Origin of the sequence: Roseivirga thermotolerans (assembly GCF_014653175.1) — a bacterium.
GTDB classification, from domain to species: Bacteria; Bacteroidota; Bacteroidia; order Cytophagales; family Cyclobacteriaceae; genus Roseivirga; species Roseivirga thermotolerans.
Window position 1 is genome coordinate 625,274 of record NZ_BNAG01000001.1, and the last position, 19,193, is coordinate 644,466.

Here is a 19,193-nt window from a genome sequence, read left to right on the forward strand (position 1 = left end):
CTTAATAGCACTCAAGAAAGTTAATTGAACATTTGCCATGAGAAAAATATTTGTTCTGCTACTAAGTTTAGGGATACCTCAACTCAGCCTTGCCCAGCAAGCCGAAAGGCTAGATGTACAGATACCCGTTATTTGTTACGCTTCAGATGAGAGCCCCGGAACACGCATTTTTCATAACCCGGCTCACTATGCTCGCTTGCGCAATGCCCTGAACCATGGCAACAGCACCCGCCAAAGGGCCGATATTCGGGTAGAATACAACGGATTCAGTGAAGAAGCCAAAGCGGCTTTTCAGGCTGCCGTAGACATTTGGGCAGGGCTAATCTCCTCCCCGGTCCCTATTCGAATTAATGCCACCTGGCAGAGCCTCGATGAAGGTGTACTGGGATCGGCCATCTGGAATACCGCCTTTCGCAATTTCGATGGTGCCAAGCAACTAAACACCTGGTACCCGGTGGCACTGGCCGAAAAAATGGCCCGCCAAGAGCTCAACAGCCCCAACGAGCCCGACATTGTTGCCAATTTTAACAGTCGCGCACCCTGGTATCTCGGCACCGATGGAAACCCCGCCCCCAATCAGTTCGATCTGGTCACTGTAGTACTGCATGAGATTGGTCATGGTCTTGGTTTTGTAGATAGCTTCAATTACTCCGAAGACTCCGATCTGGGCTCGTACGGAATTCAGGAATTCCCTTTTATTTTCGACTTGAGTGTGGAAAACAGTGCCCGGGAGTCGCTCATACAAATGGGCAACAACACGGTGGCCTTAGGCAATGCACTCTCCAGCAATGCCGTGTATTTTAACTCACCCACTTCTGAAGCCAGTACAGGTACAAGACCAAGGCTATATGCACCAAACCCCTATGATGCCGGATCAAGCATAGCCCACCTTAATGAAAACACCTATGCCTCGGGAAATGCCAATTCACTAATGACTCCTCAAATTGGATTCAACGAGGTGATGCACGACCCGGGCCCCGTAACACTGGATATGTTTGGAGACATGGGCTGGGAACTCACTTATATAGACAGCATTGATAGGCCAAATACAGAAGACATTACCTCAGATACCTACACCATTACAGCCAAAGTTTTCAGCGATATCGGATTCAACCCCAATGAGGTTCGCCTGTTTTACTCAACGGATGGCTTTGTAGCCAACAGCAGTGAGGTTCAAATGACGAGTACCAACAACGCCAATGAATTTAGTGCGCAAATACAGTCGGCTAAAACAGAAGGCCAGGTGTACACTTACTATATCACCGCGGTTGACGATAAAGGCCGACAGTTTTCGAGACCCAGTGTGCTGGTTCCTGAACGATACCTTAGGTTTCAATCGGGAAATGATAGTGAAGCCCCCATAGTGTCGCACACTCCTCCCAATTTTATCCGAACCACCGATCAGGGGGTTACCCTGGAAACTACGGTAACAGACTTTTTACCGGTAGACGTAACCCTGGAGTACGCAGTAAATGGTGGGACTTTGCAAAGCGCAATATTCAGGCTGGCTAACCAAAATCAGAATTTATATCGTCTTTTCTTAGACCTCTCTTCACTTAACCTTGCCGATGGAGATTATATTGAATACCGAATAAAAGCTACTGACCAGGCCGCTGCGCGCAATGAAACTGTTTTTCCGGCAACAGGTTTTACCAAAGTAAATGTAGTAGCCACTGCAGAGCCCCGGCACTTCTATTTCAACGACTTTAACAACATCTCGGAAGCGGCCGAAGACTTTTTTACCAGCGCCAACTTCTCTATTCGTGAAGAAGCCACATTTGAAAACGGAGCCATTCATTCAGATCACCCCTATGCCGATGGCACCGGAAGCAACAACGAAAGCAATTACACCTTTGAGCTAAAAATACCCATTATTGTCAACGAACAGAATGCTAAAATGAGCTTCGATGAAGTAGTACTGGTGGAACCCGGGGAAGCCAATTCGGAGTTTGGCGACAACGGATTTTACGACTATGTAATAGTGGAAGCTTCTAAAAATGGAGGAGAAACTTGGCTACCCCTGCTTGATGGCTATGATAGCCGGGTGCGCTCCAACTGGTTTTCGCGTTACCAAAGTAGTTTAGTAGACAACAATTCTACCGCTGTTGGCGAGTCTTCCATATACGCCAAACGAGAAATTGACTTATTAGCCAGTGGCGATTTTGAGGGTGGAGACGAGCTTCTCATTCGTTTCAGGCTGTTTGCCGATGAAGCCGCTCACGGCTGGGGTTGGGCTATAGACAACCTGAACATTCAAATGGATGTGGTACCACCAACTCTGAGGCATCAACACTTCAACTACGCATCAGAAAGTAACAGTCTTAGTTTCGATGCCCTGGTAACTGACAATGTGGAGGTAGATAGTGTTGCTTTGTATAGCGAAGTGAACGGACAGCCACAACCAATCATTCAGATGACTCACCTGGGGAGCAATCTCTACCGGGCATTGGTAGATATTACCGCCTTAAACGAAGGTGATGTAATTGAATATAGAATTGCAGCTTTTGATAGCCGCTCTCCTATAAAGAATGCTTCATTCCTGCCCGGGCCGAACGAGTTCTTCTCAATACCCCTTATTAACTTTGGTAACCCCGTTACAACCTATTCCAATAATTTTAATGAGGCCTCTGAAGATTTTGTAGGCAATTTCTTTGGTATAGAAACGCCCAGTGGGTTCAGCAACGGAGCCATTCATAGCCGGCATCCCTACCCTTCCAATTTCGGATTGTCCGGCAGTACTACTTTTACATATACGCTCAAAAAACCAATTACAGTGAGCGCAACTATGCCATATATAGCCTATGACGAAATTGCCTTGGTAGACCCTGTGGCCGATTACGCGGCTTTGGAAGTTTCTAAAGATGGAGGACAAACATGGCTGGAACTCAGGCGATCTACAGCCAATACAGAGTCTTCGGTTTGGGGCAATGCATTTGCGGCCGGCACTCCTCCTGAGCCATCAATGTTTAGAACCCGGTTAGTAAAACTTACAGACAATGCCCAGGTAAATGCGGGTGACGAAATACTACTAAGGTTTAGGTTGGAAAGGCGCGGCACCAGAGAAGGCTGGGGTTGGGCCATTGACAATTTACAAGTTCAAAACGACCAGATTACGGCCATTGACAATACTGCATTTAATTTGGGCACCGAAATATTTCCTAACCCGGTAACCGGAGACCTGCTTTACATAAAGAGCATGGAAAGTAGTGGTTCGATTGATATTAGCCTTAAAACCATGAATGGCCTTGAAAAGCTGAGTGCCAAAGGTGTTGAACTAGATGATTCACGGCAAACGGCCATAGACATTTCAGGCTTGCCTTCGGGTCTTTACATTCTAAGGGTGGTACAGGGCAGAAGCTCCAAAGTATTTAAAGTGTTGAAACTGGAATAATCTGCTTTGGAAAGAATAACTTGAGCTCCGATTGTTTACTTGATTAGGGCTCAATGTTCGTTTTCTACTTTTTGGGTTGGCTCACAGCTATTGTATTCATTATGGGTATGATTAAACCGTGGTGGGTTCTTTGGTGGCTTGCCACTAAAAACCGCTACAAAGTTCTAGCCTACTACGGAACCCTATTGCTTGCCTTATGGCTACTTTACTTTTTCACACAATAACACTCTTTTGCCCTCTACATCTGTTAGAGCAAAAATGTAATGATTACCTCCGTCTTTAAGCCCCGTTTTTTTCCTGATGTCTTTGACAGAAAGAGGATAATTGCGAACAGAGATATTGGCTTTATACTCAGGCAAGCACTTCTTCAGTTGCTTCTTGTTCAGCGATATCTCTTCCTTTACCCTGAACACACGACCGGGAAAATTTTTCACCTCACTGTGGTGAGTATAGAGGTGGGTATTGGCATGAAGTTTAAGAAGGCCAAACTGCTGTGCACATGACTTAAAAGCTCCGGCCTTTAGAATGCTGGCATTTGGCTCATACAAAAACTGCCCAATGCTGCCCAATGCAACATCAGTCTGTTCTTCATCTTCATAGGTAAACTCAAGGGCTTCATTCTCATGCAAGCCTGACCGAAGGTTTATGGCCTTTATGTTTACCCGATCTCCCCCATTTTTATGCATTAGAAACAGTAGTTCCTTTACCTCGTTGTGAACAGCTACTACATGCACTTCTTTTACACAACCTAAATCGTTGACAGCCTTTTTAATGTCCAACATGGGAGAAACCTTTAAAAGCAATTGCTCACAACGGTTCATCAACTGCGGAAGCATTTCGACTACATTAGGACTGTAGTGCTCTAAAAAAACTACTTTTTGATCGTTTCCATCTCTTCGGGCGGGATCGAGATAAATGAGGTCCTGACTTTCTAGTTCATCAATGGCTTTTTCGGCCTGCTGCTGAAGGGTCACAATATGACTTCCTAAAACCCTGAAGTTATGCCTGACCAGCTCATGTAAATAGGCATTGCTTTCTACATGCACGGCATATTCAAAGTGCTGAGATATAAAGTAAGTATCTACACCAAACCCACCGGTCAGATCGGCCATACGCGTTCCCCTAACCAGCGAGGCCTTGTAACGGGCCGTTCTCTCTGAGGAACACTGCTCCATAGAAATGGCCGGAGGAAACAAAATACCCTCTTGAGCATACCAAGAGGGTATTTTATATTTAGCTTTTTGTCGTGAGGCTATTTGCTCCACCAAATCGCGCATGGCGATCTTGGGAAATGGGCTTTTTTTGAGCGATAACGATACCGGGTCTTCCGACAAATGCTCTTGAATAAAAGCCTGTACCTCCGCTAAAGCCAGCTGCTCTATCAAGCTATCTTGAGTTGTTTCTGAAGGTATTCTACAATCTGTACGGCATTGGTTGCCGCTCCCTTTCTAAGATTATCGGCCACAATCCAAAGGTTGAGCGTATTAGGTTGACTCTCATCTCTTCTAAGTCGGCCAACGAACACCTCATCTTTTTTATGAGCCGTAAGCGGCATGGGGTATACGTTGTGCTTAGGATCATCTTGCAAAACCACCCCTTCGGCACTATTCAATAAAGCTTTAACCTCTTCCATGTCAAAGTCTTCCTTAAACTCAACGTTCACCGACTCAGAGTGTCCTCCAACAGTGGGTATTCTCACCGTAGTAGATGTTATACCAATGGAGTAGTCATTAAAAATCTTGCGGGTTTCGTTCACCATCTTCATCTCCTCTTTGGTGTATCCATTGTCCAGAAATACATCAATATGAGGCAATGCATTCATGTCGATCTTATGAGCATAGCACATGGGCCCATCAATACCCTGCCGTTCGTTCATCATCTGATCTACAGCCGCTTTACCGGAGCCTGTAACCGACTGGTAAGTAGAAACAACAATACGCTTAAGGCCATAGCGCTTTCTCAGGGGTTCCAGTGCCACCACCATTTGAATGGTAGAACAATTGGGGTTGGCAATAATTTTATCTTCTGCTGTAAGCGTTGAGGCATTAATTTCCGGTACAATCAGCTTATGATCGGGGCTCATTCTCCAGGCCGAGGAGTTATCTACCACGGTTGTTCCGACAGCAGCAAACTTAGGAGCCCACTCCAAGGAGGTACTGCCTCCTGCAGAAAATATGGCAAAATCCGGAGCCTGAGCCACCGCATCTTCCATAGTGATTACAGTGTATTCCTTACCCTTAAAGGTTTTCTTTGTTCCGGCCGAACGGGCAGAAGCCACCAATAGCAGCTCATCAAATTGAACATTTCTTTCTTCTAGAACCTCCAGGATTTCCCCTCCCACAAGTCCGGTCGCACCTACAACTGCAATCTTCATAAAATCAATTCATTAACTATTTAGACTTAAAGTCGAAAAACGCGTCAAATTTACTACTTTAGTGTACCTGAGCACAAAAAATGAGAAATTGTTTTCTCCTTACTTTTCTACTCTGCACACAGTATGCTATTGGGCAGATAGGCAGTTTTCCCTATTCACAGGGATTCGAGAATGCATTTACCACCGGCAACAACGTAGAATTCATTACTGACTGGACAGGTAATGAGGTGTCTACCTCCAGCCGTATCTTTCAGGGAAGTGATGCACGAAGCGGCAGTTCCTCCCTACACATTATTCCAACATCTACTTTTAGTGGAGAAGTATTAATTACTCTCGACCTTACCGGAATTAGCAATCCGAAAGTCACTTTTTATGCCTATTCCAAACAAAATGGAGCCAGTTCCACACGACCGGTATTGCTTTCTTTTTCCACCTCTATTGATGGTGGAAACAACTACTTGGACAACACCAGTATAGGTGATGAGACCACCTTTCCTAACAATAACCTAACCAGCTACACTGCCTATGAATATGAACTACCTACGGCAGCAAACGGTGAAAACAATGTAATTGTACGCATAACGGCCAGCAGAGGAGACGGAAGCGGATCGGCTGCCGAACTCGTAATGGACGACTTTACCATTGAGGAGCAAGTGCTCCCTTTGGCCATTAGCAATACTACGGCCATTGACGCCAATACGGTGGAGGTAACTTTTAACCAGCCGGTGGAGCAGGTCACTGCCGAAACTGTCGGAAACTACGCCATAGACAATGGCGTGTCGGTAACCGCAGCTTCCAGAAGTTCTTCCCAAGTGGTAAGGCTTACTACTTCCGGCATGGTAAACAACAATTATACCCTTACCGTGAACGGTGTGGAAGATGAAGCAACTAACACGGCTGCCAATAACCTGCAGAGTAGCTTTAGTTATGTGGTTCCGCTGGCTATTGAGAGTATTAGCGTGGTAGATAAAAACACACTGCTGGTAGACTTTAATCTAAATGTAGAACAAACCACAGCAGAAACCCTTAGTAATTACGGTCTGGACAATGCCATGGGCAACCCAAGCTCCGCGGTAAGGAATAGTGTTTCTAATGATCTGGTAACCCTCACTTTTAGTACCGACCTGGCCGATGCCAGTTACACCCTAACCGTTGACAATGTCACAGATGAGTCTACACTAGCTACAGCCAATAACCTTACCGGTACATTCAGCTATCTCAACTTGGCTGTGGAATCGGTTACGGTCAACTCTTCTACTAGCATTACCATAGATTTCAATCAAAACTTGAACACTCTTTCGGCCGAGAACACCACCAACTATAGCGTTAATTTTGGAAGAGGGAATCCAACCAGCGTAGTACAAAGCATTACAGACGCCTCGATAGTTACCTTAACCGTATCTCCGGGCTTGGTGAATAATACCTATGAGATTACAATAAACAATGTGGCCAATGCAGCCGGCAACTCGGTGGCGACCAACCTTACGGCCAATGCTTCTTTTCAAACCCCCACTTCTACCAGGCAAATAGTAATTAATGAAATATATGCCGATCCCTCGGGAGCCAATGCCCCAAGTCCGGTGGTCCTACCCTCTGGTTCGTCAGAAGAGTTTGTCGAATTGTTCAATACAAGTAGCGAGGCCATAGACCTGACCGGCTTTGAGCTTTCGGGAGGCACCATTGGTAACCATGTGCTAAATGGAGGTGACTATGTAATACTTACCTCTTCCAGCAATGTGGCCAGTTTTCAACCATTTGGCAACGTGGTGGCTGTTTCTTCATGGAATGCCCTCACCAACACTGGCGAAGCTCTTGTGTTACGGGACAACCTGGGCAACCTAGTCGATAGCCTGACCTATGACCTGACCTGGTATAGAGACAACAACAAAGCCGATGGTGGCTGGAGTTTGGAGCAAATAGATCCGGAAAGACCCTGTAGCGATGTAGACAATTGGAACTCTTCCATAAGTGCGCAAGGAGGCACGCCAGGTACGATAAACTCCGTATTCGATAACACTCCTGATAACAGCGCTCCGGGTATAGTCAATGTGTTGGCTAACTCCAATCAAGAAATTGTGGTGTTGTTCGATGAGTTTATCGATCCGGCTTCCGTGAGTGGAGCAACGTTCGGGCTCAACCATGGAGCGGCCGTTTCTTCGGCCACACAAAACCTTCCGTACGGACGCAGCATTACCCTGAGCCTTAGTCCCGCGATGAACTCCGGCAATATTTTTACCCTTACAGTAAATGGGCTCACCGATTGCGCAGGAAACGCAGTGGTCAATGGCACTTTCGACTTTCTGTTCGACAATGAAGCACCTGTATTGAGCCGATTGGTCTATAAAACTCCTCAGCAAATAGACCTGATTTTCGATGAGCAACTCAATGAAAGCATTGCCGAAACAGAAACTAACTTTAGCATTAACCAGGGAATAGGCAACCCTTCGCAGGCTACTTTAAATAACACACAGCGCAACAGGGTTAGCCTAACCTTTGGCACTACCCTTACAGAAGGAGACTCTTACACCCTCTCCTATCAAAACCTGGCCGATACCTTAGGCAATACAATTACAAACAGCAACGAAGTGTTCGGCTTTGTGAACCAAATTGACACAGTGATAGTGGTGAGCAGCCAGCTTCTAGATGTGTATTTCGAGGCCGATCTGAATGAGTCGGCTGCGGAAACAGTAGGCAACTACCTGGTGAACAGAAGTATAGGAAACCCTATTAGCGCGGCTCTAGACAACAGCAACCCCAGGTTGGTGCATTTGGTTTTTGACAGCTCATTTCCCGAGAATACAACTACGGAAATATCTTTCGAGAACATACAAAACTCTGGTCTGGCCTACCTTCAGCTTTTCAATACTCCTTTTGTATATGACACAGACGACCCCGATATCGATTCGGTAGTGGTTGTAGACCAGAATACCTTACAGGTCTATTTTGATGAAATATTGGATGAAACCAGTGCTGAAACCATTAACAACTACTCCGCAAACAATGGCATTGGCACCCCTGCTCAGGCTATACTTCAACCAGGAGGCACTTCGGTGGTTTTAAATTTTGCAGTGGATTTTGAGCAGGAAGTCAAAAACGTACTTACCCTAACTGCTATAGAAGATTTAGCAGGAAACGCCATTTCAACCAACCGAAACTTTGATTTTACTTTCGACCGGTTGCCGCCAAGGCTTGTGGGGGTTGAACTGCTCTCTCCCGTGGTTTTGGCGGTTGAATTCTCAGAAGAGGTAGTCAAAGCGGTGGCAGAAAATGTGAACAATTACTCGGTCAATAATGGTATAGGAAACCCCATTCAGGCGGTTAGAACCGAAAAAAACACAAGTATTGTTGAACTAACCTTCAGCAACCTGGGCAACAATGCCAGCAACACGCTAACCATTTCTAATATCTCCGACCTGTTTAACAACGATCTGCCGACCAACCTTACGGCAAGTTTTTCTACTTTGCTACCCGAATTTGGTCGCTTCATTGTATTGAGCGACACAAGTATTCAAATTCAGTTCACAAAACCTCTTACAAAGGCAAGTGCCGAAAGAATCAGCAACTATGGATTCGATAGAGGTCTTGGCCCCTTTAGCCTGGTTCAAAGTAGCACAGATGCCTCCATTGTTACTCTCTATTTAACCACAAGGCTTGAAGAAAACCTCAACTACCGCTTAGTTATTAACAACCTTCAAGACCTTGACGGAAACACAGTGCCGCCAACCACTTTCGATTTTACATACAATGATCTTATTACACAGGTGAGCCTCATTAACGCCAACACTTTGGAGGTGCTCTTTGAAGTGGATGTGGATGAAACCCTTGCCGAAACCAGCACCAATTACTCCCTCAACAAAGGAATTGGCAACCCCTTGACTGCCGTTAGGAGTTCGACCAACAGCAAGCGGGTTACCTTGTTTTTCGATAAGGCCCTGACCGAATCGGCTACCTACCAACTTACCATACAACGCATAAGAGACATATACGGAGACGTGGTTCCGGCCAGCAGAACTACCCTGCTCTACGATGTAACTCCCCCGGCCATTAGCGCTGTAAACTCTACCTACAACAACGAAATAGATGTAATATTCAACGAACCACTCGACAGGGCAACAGCCACCAGCCTCAACCATTACTCCTTGAACAACGGGGTAGGGCAACCGGTAAGCATTCGTCTTTCAACCGATGCTACCACCGTAACACTCCGTTTTGCCAATAGCCTCGTAGACGGTTTGAACTATACACTCACCGTAGACCGGGTAGAAGACCTGCAAGGCAAAGCCATTACTGCCTCTACCTTCGACTTTACCTTTAGTTCCCCAATATCTCCGGCCTTCAGAGACCTGGTGATTAATGAAATCTATTTCGACACACATTTTACTTCGGGCATACCCAATTACGAGTTTATTGAGCTTTATAATAGAGGTACCGAAGCCATAGAGTTGAGAGACTTTGCCATAACCGATAAGCGAGATACGGCCTACCTGACCAGTTATGTACTTCAGCCCAATGCTTACCTTACAGTTTCTACTCAGGCCGGTAAAGTAAGCCTGCAAAACTTTGGTCCGGCCATGGGAGTAAATCGCTTTCCTTCACTTTCCAATACAGGGGAGACCATTGTTTTTCTGGACAGAGACAAGAATGTTGTCGACTCACTGAGCTACACAAAGGCCTTTTACAATGACAACACCAAATCATCTGGAGGATACACCGTAGAGCTCATTAACCCCAACAAACCCTGCTTTGACCAAACCAACTATGCGGCATCGGTTCACCCAAACAAAGGCACTCCCGGAGTCCAAAATTCGGTGTACGACACCACTCCCGATACTACGCCACCCTTATTGCAAAGTGTCTCTGTAGTTTCAGGCACCCAACTGCGCCTTACATTCAATGAATCAATGAATTTGGCCTCGCTTATACCGGCCAACTTCACGTTGGAAGATGGCATAACCGTAAGCTCCATAACACTCGAAAACACTTTTGGAAGTCAGATACTGCTCAACCTAAGTGCTCCTTTCCAAACCGGAATATCGCGTACCATCACACTCAGCAATATTCAGGACTGTACAGGAAACACTCTTTCCACACAAGGTACCTTCCTCAAAGGATCTACACCGGAGGCTAACGAGCTTTTGGTAACGGAAATAATGGCTACACCTGCCCCCAGCAACGGGCTTCCGGTAAGGGAATACTTTGAAATTTATAACAACAGTAGTGAGGTGATGGATTTGGGTCAGGTAATTTTTAAAGATGACAACGGCACCTACCGTCTAAGCAGTTTTAATCTGCAACCTGCCGAATACATTATTATAACCAGCAACTCCGGGGCTACCGACTTAGCCGTTTATGGACACGTCTTGGGAGTTAACTCCTTTCCTACCCTTACTGAAAAAGATCGCATACGGCTGGAAAACATCCATAACGAATTAATCTTTGAAGTTGAATACGACAAAACCTATTACCAAAACGACAGTAAAGACGATGGTGGGTTTAGTATAGAAATGATTAATCTGGCACCGGCCTGTTTCGATAAAGCCAATTGGATAGTGACCAACTCTTCTGTTGGGGGTACTCCTGGAGCTCAAAACTCTGTATATGACAATTCGCCAGATACTACGGCTCCAACCATTACGCAGTTCACAGTGGTTTCCTCAACTACTTTCGATATTCAGTTTAGCGAATCTATGAATGTGGCCACACTGGTTCCTGCCAACTTCACCTTTTCAGGAGGGCTCAGTTTAAGCAGCATTACTCAAACCGAAAAGTTCGGCCGAAAAATTAGGCTTACTCTTTCTACTGCCTTTGCCACCGGAACACCATATACACTTTCTGTTAATAACCTGAGCGATTGTGCTGGCAATACACTGCCACAGCAAATCCTTCAGTTCAGCCGGGGTGCCACACCTTCACCAGGCCAACTCATTATTACTGAAATAATGGCCAACCCCACTCCAGCTCAAGGCCTTCCGGAGGTAGAGTATCTTGAAATACTCAATGTTTCGAACCAAATACTATCGCTAACCGGAGTAATATTAGCCGATGCTACCAACTCAACCCTGTTGGGTAACATGAATATAAGCCCGGGAGAATACGTTCTACTGGCTCCATCTTCAACTGCCAGTCAACTCAATGGTTACGGAAAAGTTTTGCCAGTAACCAATTGGCCCAATCTCAATAATACTGCCGACCGCCCGACACTATATACGCCAGGCGGGGTAGAAATACACCAGGTAAACTACAATTCCAGCTGGTACAGAAGCAGCACCAAGGCCAATGGCGGATATTCTTTAGAAATGATAGACCCTGACTTTCCATGCCTTGAGGGAGCAAACTGGATAGCCTCAGACAACCCAAACGGAGGAACACCGGGAGCCTTAAACTCTGTTGATGGCGACAACCCCGACCTTACCGGCCCTAGTTTGCTGCAGGCCGTGGCTGTTACCAAAAGCGTAGTGCAATTAACCTTTAGCGAAAAGTTAGAATCATCCACCGTGGCCCTGGACCGCTTTAGTGCCGACAATGGTTTATCGTTTATCTCCGCGCAACTGGATGAAACCAAAAGAATTGTGACCCTGGTTACGGCCACAGATTTGGCCGATAATAGCCTTTACACCATTACGGCAGACAACATTACAGACTGCACGGGGAACCTTATACAAGCCAATGGCAAATCCGCCACGCTCATTATTCCGGCCAAAGCCGAACCACTAGACATAATCGTGAATGAGGTACTCTTTAATCCGGTAACCGGTGGTCATCGTTTTGTGGAATTCTATAATCGGTCTAACAAATACATTAACCTAAGAGGCTGGAAGATTGCCGGCCTTACGAACACCCGGGTAATTACAGACAAAGACCTGTTTATCCATCCGGGGTCCTACTTTGTGGTAACCTCAAACGGAGCAAACATTAAGAGCCAGTACCCCTCAGCCGATGAGTCTACCTTTATTGAAATTAGCTCAATGCCCAGCTTACCAACCAACGAGGGTACCGTGTTTATATACAATTTAAACAACCTGCAAATTGACCATTTCGCTTACAGTGAAGATTATCATTCTCCCTTGTTGGATGATGTGGATGGTGTATCGCTGGAAAGAATTCTGTTTTCGGGTGGTTCCAACGACAAAAACAATTGGTTCTCGGCCTCCTCGACAGAAAATTACGCTACACCCGGTTATGAAAATTCGCAGGCGCGCACCCCTCAAAACCAGATAGGGGCCGTGAGGGTAGATCCGCCAACCTTTGCCCCCGATGTAGCCGGAGCCAAAAACTTCACCACACTCAACTACGCCTTCGACACGCCCGGCAACACCCTGAACATTAGAATTATCGATGCCGAAGGACGCATAGTAAAAAGACTAACTCAAAACACTATTGTGGGCAAGGAAGGATTCTTTACCTGGGATGGCACCACCGAAGACGGAGGCAAGGCCAGAGTGGGATACTATATGGTGCTCATGGAGGTGATCTCAGCAGAGGGAAAAATCAGTTACATAAGAGACAAGGTAGCTATAGGTTCAAGACTTTAGTATAGCACAATTGACAAACTAACAATTGTTAGCCTAATGTTATGGATATTATAACAATGTTACCTATCTTTCTGTTAACCAACTAAATGAGACCACCAAAGAATCAACTAAATGAATTGCTTAATCAATGAGACTATCGATCGCTATATGCGAAAAGGTCGTAGAATGGACGTAATTGCCCGATACATACGGCTAAAGTACAAAGTAACCATCGAGAACTCCGCGTTATCCAAACGTTTAGATCTCATCAACTTAAATTACTAAAACTTAAAGGCTCATCACGAGCCTTTACTTTTGAAAAGTAATTTGGCCGAACCCGCCCATCACAGAATTAACACCCCAAAAAAGAGCAGTTCACCACACGAAAACTCAATTTTAGCTGTTTTTAAAAAACATATTTATTCTTTGTAAATGAGTTGGGTCAACTTATTTTAGCGCAAATTTTTTTCGACACTAATTCAATAACAATATGAGCCAGACGGAGAAAACAAGGTACTCAGAAAGTGAGCTAAAGGAATTTGAGGCGCTCATTCTTGATAAAATAGAAAAGGCCAAAAATGAACTGGCCGAATTGAAGAAAAGTCTTACCAAAAGTGGTGACACCGGTGAAGACATAACCAATAACTCTACAAAAGTATTGGAAGACGGTGCAGACACGCTGGAAAAAGAAAACCTTAACCAGTTGGCGGCACGTCAGCAAAAGTTCATTAACAACCTGGAAAATGCTCTTATTCGCATTAAGAACGGAACCTACGGTATATGTGTAGATACCGGCAAGCTAATTTCCAAAGAGCGTCTTAAGGCCGTTCCGCATACCATGCACTCCATTGAAGCCAAATTGGCTCAGCGCAGCTAGTGGACTTTTTGGCCAACCATATTGAAGCGCTCATTTTCTGTGCTCCCAAACCCATTAAGGCAGAAGACATACAGGCATGCCTAAGCGAAATGTTTGAGGCCGATGTTCCCATGGAAGATATCGATAAAACCATATCTTCCATACAGGAAAAGTACGCAGCCGATGCATATGCCTTTGAGGTAATTAAGAGCGGGGGAGGCTATCAGTTTCTTACCAAGCCGGCCTATCAGGCGAGTATTGGCATATTACTAAAGCAGCAGTCTAAAAGAAGACTCTCGGCCTCTGCTCTGGAAACCCTATCCATAATTGCCTATAAACAACCCGTCACTAAATCGGAAATAGAACAGATAAGGGGAGTTAACTGCGACTATACTGTGCAAAAACTGCTGGAAAAAGAGCTCATCGAAATCAAAGGCAAAGCCGAAAGCATAGGTCGACCAATGCTCTACGGTACCTCCGAGAAATTTATGGACTACTTTGGCATTAACGACCTGAAAGAACTACCCACCCCCAAAGATTTTGCCCAGAACGACAACGAAATAGGCAGCCCCGAAAAAGAAGAAGAGCCCAGCATAGAAGAAGATTAACTACCTTTGCCCAAAACTACAGTAGTGATACTGCACAAGAATTATGGGCAAAAAACCATTCAGACCAAAAGGCCACTCCGGCCTCAAACACAAAGCCTCAAGTAAACAAGCTGCTCCGGAAAAGAACGTGATGGAAGCTTTTCCTATGCGGCTCAATAAATACATTGCCAACTCCGGGCTATGCTCCAGAAGAGAAGCCGATAAACTCATTGAACAGGGAGAAATTACCGTAAATGGCAAAGCAATCACCGAAATGGGTTTTCAGGTGCAAAAAAATGATGTCGTGCGGCATGCAGGCAAGGTGCTAAAACCCGAGAAGCCCGTATACGTGCTTCTGAATAAACCCAAAGGCTATATTACTACAACCTCCGACCCGGAAGGCAGAAAAACCGTAATGGAGTTGGTAAAGAATGCCTGTACGGAGCAAATATTTCCTGTAGGAAGGCTAGACCGAACCACTACGGGCCTGCTTCTTTTTACCAACGATGGAGACTTGGCTAAGAAACTCACCCACCCCTCCGGTAACATTAGAAAAATATACCAGGTAACCTTAGACAAGCCCCTTACTAAAAACGACTTCATTGCTATTGTTGAAGGCTTTGAGTTAGAAGATGGCCCTGTGCGGGTTGACGACCTGGCCATATTAGACGCTACCAAAACGGTAATAGGCATTGAGATTCATATGGGCCGAAACCGAATTGTGAGAAGAATTTTCGAACACTTTGGCTATCGTGTAGAAAAACTCGATCGAACCGTTTTTGCGGGCCTCACTAAAAAAGACCTCCCCCGTGGAAAATGGAGGTTTTTGAGTGAAAAAGAATTGCGCTCGCTTAAATAAAAAATAGTATGCATGCATACTATTTTTTCGTGGTTTGTTATATTCGCAAAGATGTGCAAACGATTTCTATACCCATTAATAAAAAAAGCCTCACGAGGAGGCTTCTGGGTTGTGGTGCTGAGTGGATTCGAACCACCGACTCACGGATTTTCAGTCCGATGCTCTACCAACTGAGCTACAGCACCTGAATTGGAGGCACAAAAGTATACAAAAAGTTAAAGCGTGCAAAACATTTTCAATAAATTCAAAATTCAAACAGAATCGCCAACAAAGCCCATTTAAAACATGGAATACTTGCCACAAATTGCCTTTGTAGTAGTCATTGCGGTGGCTACCTACCTCCTCTACAAACGAATTACACAAATTCGTAAAAACATATTATTGGGTCGCAAAGAGAGTAGAACCGATCAGCGGCCGAAACGCTGGAAGACCATGTGGCTGGTAGCTTTTGGGCAAAAGAAGATGTTTAAAAGAATTGTCCCTGCCTTTTTACACCTGCTCATATATGTCGGCTTTCTGGTCATCAACCTGGAGGTGCTAGAGTTTGTAATAGACGGCCTGGCCGGAACTCACCGAATTTTTGCTCCGCTTTTGGGCGATTTCTACACGGTGCTTATCAACATCTTCGAGTTTCTGACTGTTGGCGTTCTGGTTTCCTGCATTGCCTTCTTAATCAGGCGCAACATACTCAAAGTAAAACGCTTCCATTCTCCGGAAATGAAGAAATGGCCAACACTTGATGCAAACCTGATTCTCGTCATCGAGATCATACTTATGTTTGCCATTCTTACCATGAATGCTACGGATATGCTCATTCAGGGACAAGATGAACACTATGCACAAACCGGTAAATTCTTCTTTAGCTCGTTTTTAACTCCCCTGTTCGAAGGCTTAAATGTATCCACACTTATTCTCATTGAGCGCTCGGCATGGTGGTTTCATATTGTAGGCATTTTGGCTTTTGCAGTGTATGTAACTTACTCTAAACACCTGCACATTGCCCTGGCCTTTCCAAACACCTGGTACTCCAACCTTAAAGCCAAAGGACACATGGAAAACATGCCTGTGGTAACCAATGAGGTGAAAATGATGCTGGGCATGCCTGTGGAAGGTGCAGAAAACCCGCCAACTGAAGTAGCCAGATTCGGAGCCAAAGATGTGAATGACTTGAGTTGGGTGAATATAATGAACGCTTACTCCTGCACCGAGTGCGGCCGTTGTAGCTCTGAATGCCCGGCCAACCAGACGGGCAAGAAGCTTTCTCCAAGAAAAATAATGATGGACACCCGCGACCGTGCAGAAGAGGTTGGAGCCAGTTTGGCCAAAGGTGGAAAAGGCCTGGAAGATGGCAAGTCACTCTTGGGTGACTACATCACCAAAGAAGAAATTAACGCCTGCACCAGTTGCAATGCTTGCGTAGAAGCCTGCCCGGTGAATATTGATCCACTTTCCATCATCCTTCAAATGAGAAGGTATGTAGCCATGGAAGAGTCGGGTTCGCCAGCCAGCTGGAACAGCATGTTCCAGAATGTTGAGACCAATTTCGCACCATGGAAGTTTGCACCAACCGATAGGTTCAAGTGGGCAAAAGATGTGAAGAATGATTAATCCTTTTAAAAGAGATACGACTACAACGAAGAAACAACAGTTCTTCAGCAGCACTGATGCCTGGGTATTTGCATCTCTTTGGGGTTATGATACCCAATTAAAGGATATAGACTTAAATGAAATTGCAGCCAGAGGTGATTTACTAAATCACTCCGTTCTTGAACTAGAAGAAATTGTTTTAGCGCTAAATAAGCTTCAACAAAAAGGCCTGATAGTTATCCAAAATGAAAAGCTAGCAATTACCAATGAAGGAATGTCGATCAAGGAAAGAATTGTCAAGAAAAGAGGCGGACTGTTTTCTATAATTCCAAATACAGAAAGCATCTTAAATTCTCCAAGAACAAAGCTTGAAAGCTATTCTGCTGAGAAAATTTCATCTTGCGAGTTCCTGCTCAGGCGTGAATATGCCTATGGAGTTAGAAAAGACTAAAATGATAGTAGCGATATTGAAAATAAACCAAATGGACCTCAAAGTCCTATCTCCTGACTTACTATGTTTCGCTTTATAAGCATATCGATCTTAGTTCTAAGCCTGTTCAAGCCTTGGCCTGAACAGCAGGAATCCTTTGCCCAAAGGCTTTCTGATGCAGCCTTAGCTTTGACTCAAGACCGTGTTGTTTATGATCCCTCTTATTTCAGCATTGATTATCCGAATGGCGATGTACCTGAAGGCAAAGGAGTTTGCACTGATGTGATCATTAGGGCTTACAGGAAATTGGGCATTGACCTACAGAAGGAGGTTCATGAAGACATGAAGGCCAACTTCAATCTTTATCCTAAAATCTGGGGTTTGAAAGGCACAGACAAGAATATAGACCATAGAAGAGTGCCAAATCTGATGACATTTTTTGAACGGCATGGCACTACCAAATCTATCAGCAACAATCCTGAAGATTATAAGGTTGGTGACATAGTTTGTTGGAACTTGGGAGGCGCCATAACACATATAGGCCTAGTGGTGGAGCCCACTTCGGCAAAAGACAACAACAGGCACTTGATTGTGCATAATATTGGAGGAGGACAAGAGCTTTCAGATTGCTTGTTCGATTATAAAATCATAGGACATTATCAATATACCGGTCCCAAAACAAATTGATTATGAGTGAGAATAACTTATCCGTGCCAACTATGGCCGAAATGACCGCCAAAGGTGAAACCCCTGAAGTTCTTTTCTGGGTGGGTTGTGCCGGTTCTTTCGATGACAGATATAAAAAGGTAACCATTGCCTTCATAAAAATTCTAGAAAAAGTGGGCATCTCTTATGCCGTTTTGGGCGAGGAAGAAACCTGTACAGGAGACCCGGCTAGAAGGGCCGGTAACGAATTCCTCTTTCAAATGCAGGCCATGGCCAACATTCAGGTACTGGATGGCTACGGGGTGAAAAAGATTGTAACCGCTTGCCCGCATTGCTTCAACACTTTGAAAAATGAATACCCCGACCTGGGCGGCAACTATGAGGTCATTCACCACTCCACCTTTCTTCAGCAATTAATCAATGAGGGCAAGGTGAAAATGAAAGGTGGTGGAGAATTTAAAGGGAAGAAAATTACCTACCACGACTCATGCTACTTGGGCAGAGCCAATAATATTTATGAGGCGCCACGAGAGGTGCTGCAAGCATTGGATGCCGAGTTGGTTGAAATGAAAAGATGCCGAACCAAAGGCCTTTGTTGTGGAGCTGGTGGGGCGCAAATGTTCAAAGATGCTGAGCCAGGCAATAAAGAAGTAAATATTGAAAGAACAGAAGATGCCTTGGCCACCGGTGCCAACATTATTGCGGCTGCTTGTCCTTTCTGTATGACCATGATGCGAGATGGTGTTAAAGGTAAAGAGAAAGAAGACAGTGTAGAGGTCTTGGATCTTGCAGAACTAATCGCAAAAAATGAGGGGCTTTAGTAAAAAAGAGAGGGGCGAAAGCCCCTCAACTATTTATTATTAAACTAAACTCACTCGCTTGAACGCTAGCCGTATGCCTGAACAAGGAATGAATCTCTTAAACTAGCGTTT

General features: G+C 45.0%; 12 protein-coding genes and 1 tRNA gene. 10 read left to right on the plus strand and 3 right to left on the minus strand.

The features are described 5' to 3' along the window. The first annotated feature begins 37 nt into the window (after positions 1-37). Positions 38-3,391: a T9SS type A sorting domain-containing protein gene (locus IE164_RS02860; RefSeq protein ID WP_189628670.1), complete on the plus strand. Its 3,354-nt coding sequence runs from the start codon at positions 38-40 to the stop codon at positions 3,389-3,391. Positions 3,392-3,591: 200 nt separating this feature from the next. Here IE164_RS02860 and IE164_RS02865 read toward each other — a convergent pair whose 3' ends face one another. Together IE164_RS02865 and IE164_RS02870 are read right to left on the minus strand one after the other, a co-directional pair. Continuing rightward, complete coding sequence (locus IE164_RS02865; protein ID WP_189628671.1) at positions 3,592-4,776, minus strand: THUMP-like domain-containing protein; 1,185 nt, start codon at positions 4,774-4,776, stop codon at positions 3,592-3,594. Next, entirely contained in the window at positions 4,773-5,765 is a 993-nt protein-coding gene (locus tag IE164_RS02870) for an aspartate-semialdehyde dehydrogenase (RefSeq protein ID WP_189628672.1), read from the minus strand. The genes IE164_RS02865 and IE164_RS02870 overlap by 4 nt, the downstream gene beginning before the upstream one ends. Before the next feature lie 80 nt (positions 5,766-5,845). On the opposite strand from IE164_RS02870, the gene IE164_RS02875 reads away from it, so the two are divergent. The 5 genes from IE164_RS02875 (at position 5,846) to IE164_RS02895 (ending at position 15,578) form a co-directional block, all read left to right on the plus strand. Next, positions 5,846-13,297, plus strand: a complete 7,452-nt coding sequence (locus tag IE164_RS02875) for a lamin tail domain-containing protein (RefSeq protein ID WP_189628673.1) — start codon at positions 5,846-5,848, stop codon at positions 13,295-13,297. 111 nt (positions 13,298-13,408) lie between these two features. Beyond that, positions 13,409-13,561: a hypothetical protein gene (locus tag IE164_RS02880; RefSeq protein WP_189628674.1), complete on the plus strand. Its 153-nt coding sequence runs from the start codon at positions 13,409-13,411 to the stop codon at positions 13,559-13,561. 205 nt (positions 13,562-13,766) lie between these two features. Then, positions 13,767-14,153, plus strand: coding sequence for a TraR/DksA family transcriptional regulator (locus IE164_RS02885; RefSeq protein ID WP_189628675.1), 387 nt, complete (start codon positions 13,767-13,769; stop codon positions 14,151-14,153). Then, complete coding sequence (scpB, locus tag IE164_RS02890) at positions 14,153-14,740, plus strand: SMC-Scp complex subunit ScpB (RefSeq protein WP_189628676.1); 588 nt, start codon at positions 14,153-14,155, stop codon at positions 14,738-14,740. The genes IE164_RS02885 and scpB overlap by 1 nt, the downstream gene beginning before the upstream one ends. Positions 14,741-14,783: 43 nt before the next feature. Beyond that, positions 14,784-15,578 carry a pseudouridine synthase gene (locus IE164_RS02895; protein ID WP_189628677.1) on the plus strand — a complete coding sequence of 265 codons (795 nt, stop codon included), beginning with the start codon at positions 14,784-14,786 and terminating at the stop codon, positions 15,576-15,578. Positions 15,579-15,690: 112 nt separating this feature from the next. On the opposite strand, the gene IE164_RS02900 is transcribed toward IE164_RS02895, so the two are convergent. Beyond that, positions 15,691-15,763, minus strand: a tRNA-Phe gene (locus IE164_RS02900). A 100-nt stretch (positions 15,764-15,863) separates the two neighbouring features. Between IE164_RS02900 and IE164_RS02905 the strand changes: the two genes are divergently transcribed. The 4 genes from IE164_RS02905 to IE164_RS02920 all read left to right on the plus strand — a co-directional run bounded on the left by IE164_RS02905 (position 15,864) and on the right by IE164_RS02920 (position 19,082). Continuing rightward, positions 15,864-17,186 carry a 4Fe-4S dicluster domain-containing protein gene (locus tag IE164_RS02905; protein WP_189628678.1) on the plus strand — a complete coding sequence of 441 codons (1,323 nt, stop codon included), beginning with the start codon at positions 15,864-15,866 and terminating at the stop codon, positions 17,184-17,186. Then, complete coding sequence (locus IE164_RS02910) at positions 17,179-17,616, plus strand: hypothetical protein (protein WP_189628679.1); 438 nt, start codon at positions 17,179-17,181, stop codon at positions 17,614-17,616. Before IE164_RS02905 ends, IE164_RS02910 begins: the two co-directional genes overlap by 8 nt. A 63-nt stretch (positions 17,617-17,679) precedes the next feature. Continuing rightward, entirely contained in the window at positions 17,680-18,282 is a 603-nt protein-coding gene (locus IE164_RS02915) for a DUF1287 domain-containing protein (RefSeq protein WP_189628680.1), read from the plus strand. A gap of 2 nt (positions 18,283-18,284) precedes the next feature. Continuing rightward, positions 18,285-19,082 carry a (Fe-S)-binding protein gene (locus IE164_RS02920; protein ID WP_189628681.1) on the plus strand — a complete coding sequence of 266 codons (798 nt, stop codon included), beginning with the start codon at positions 18,285-18,287 and terminating at the stop codon, positions 19,080-19,082. The last annotated feature ends 111 nt before the right edge of the window (positions 19,083-19,193 follow it).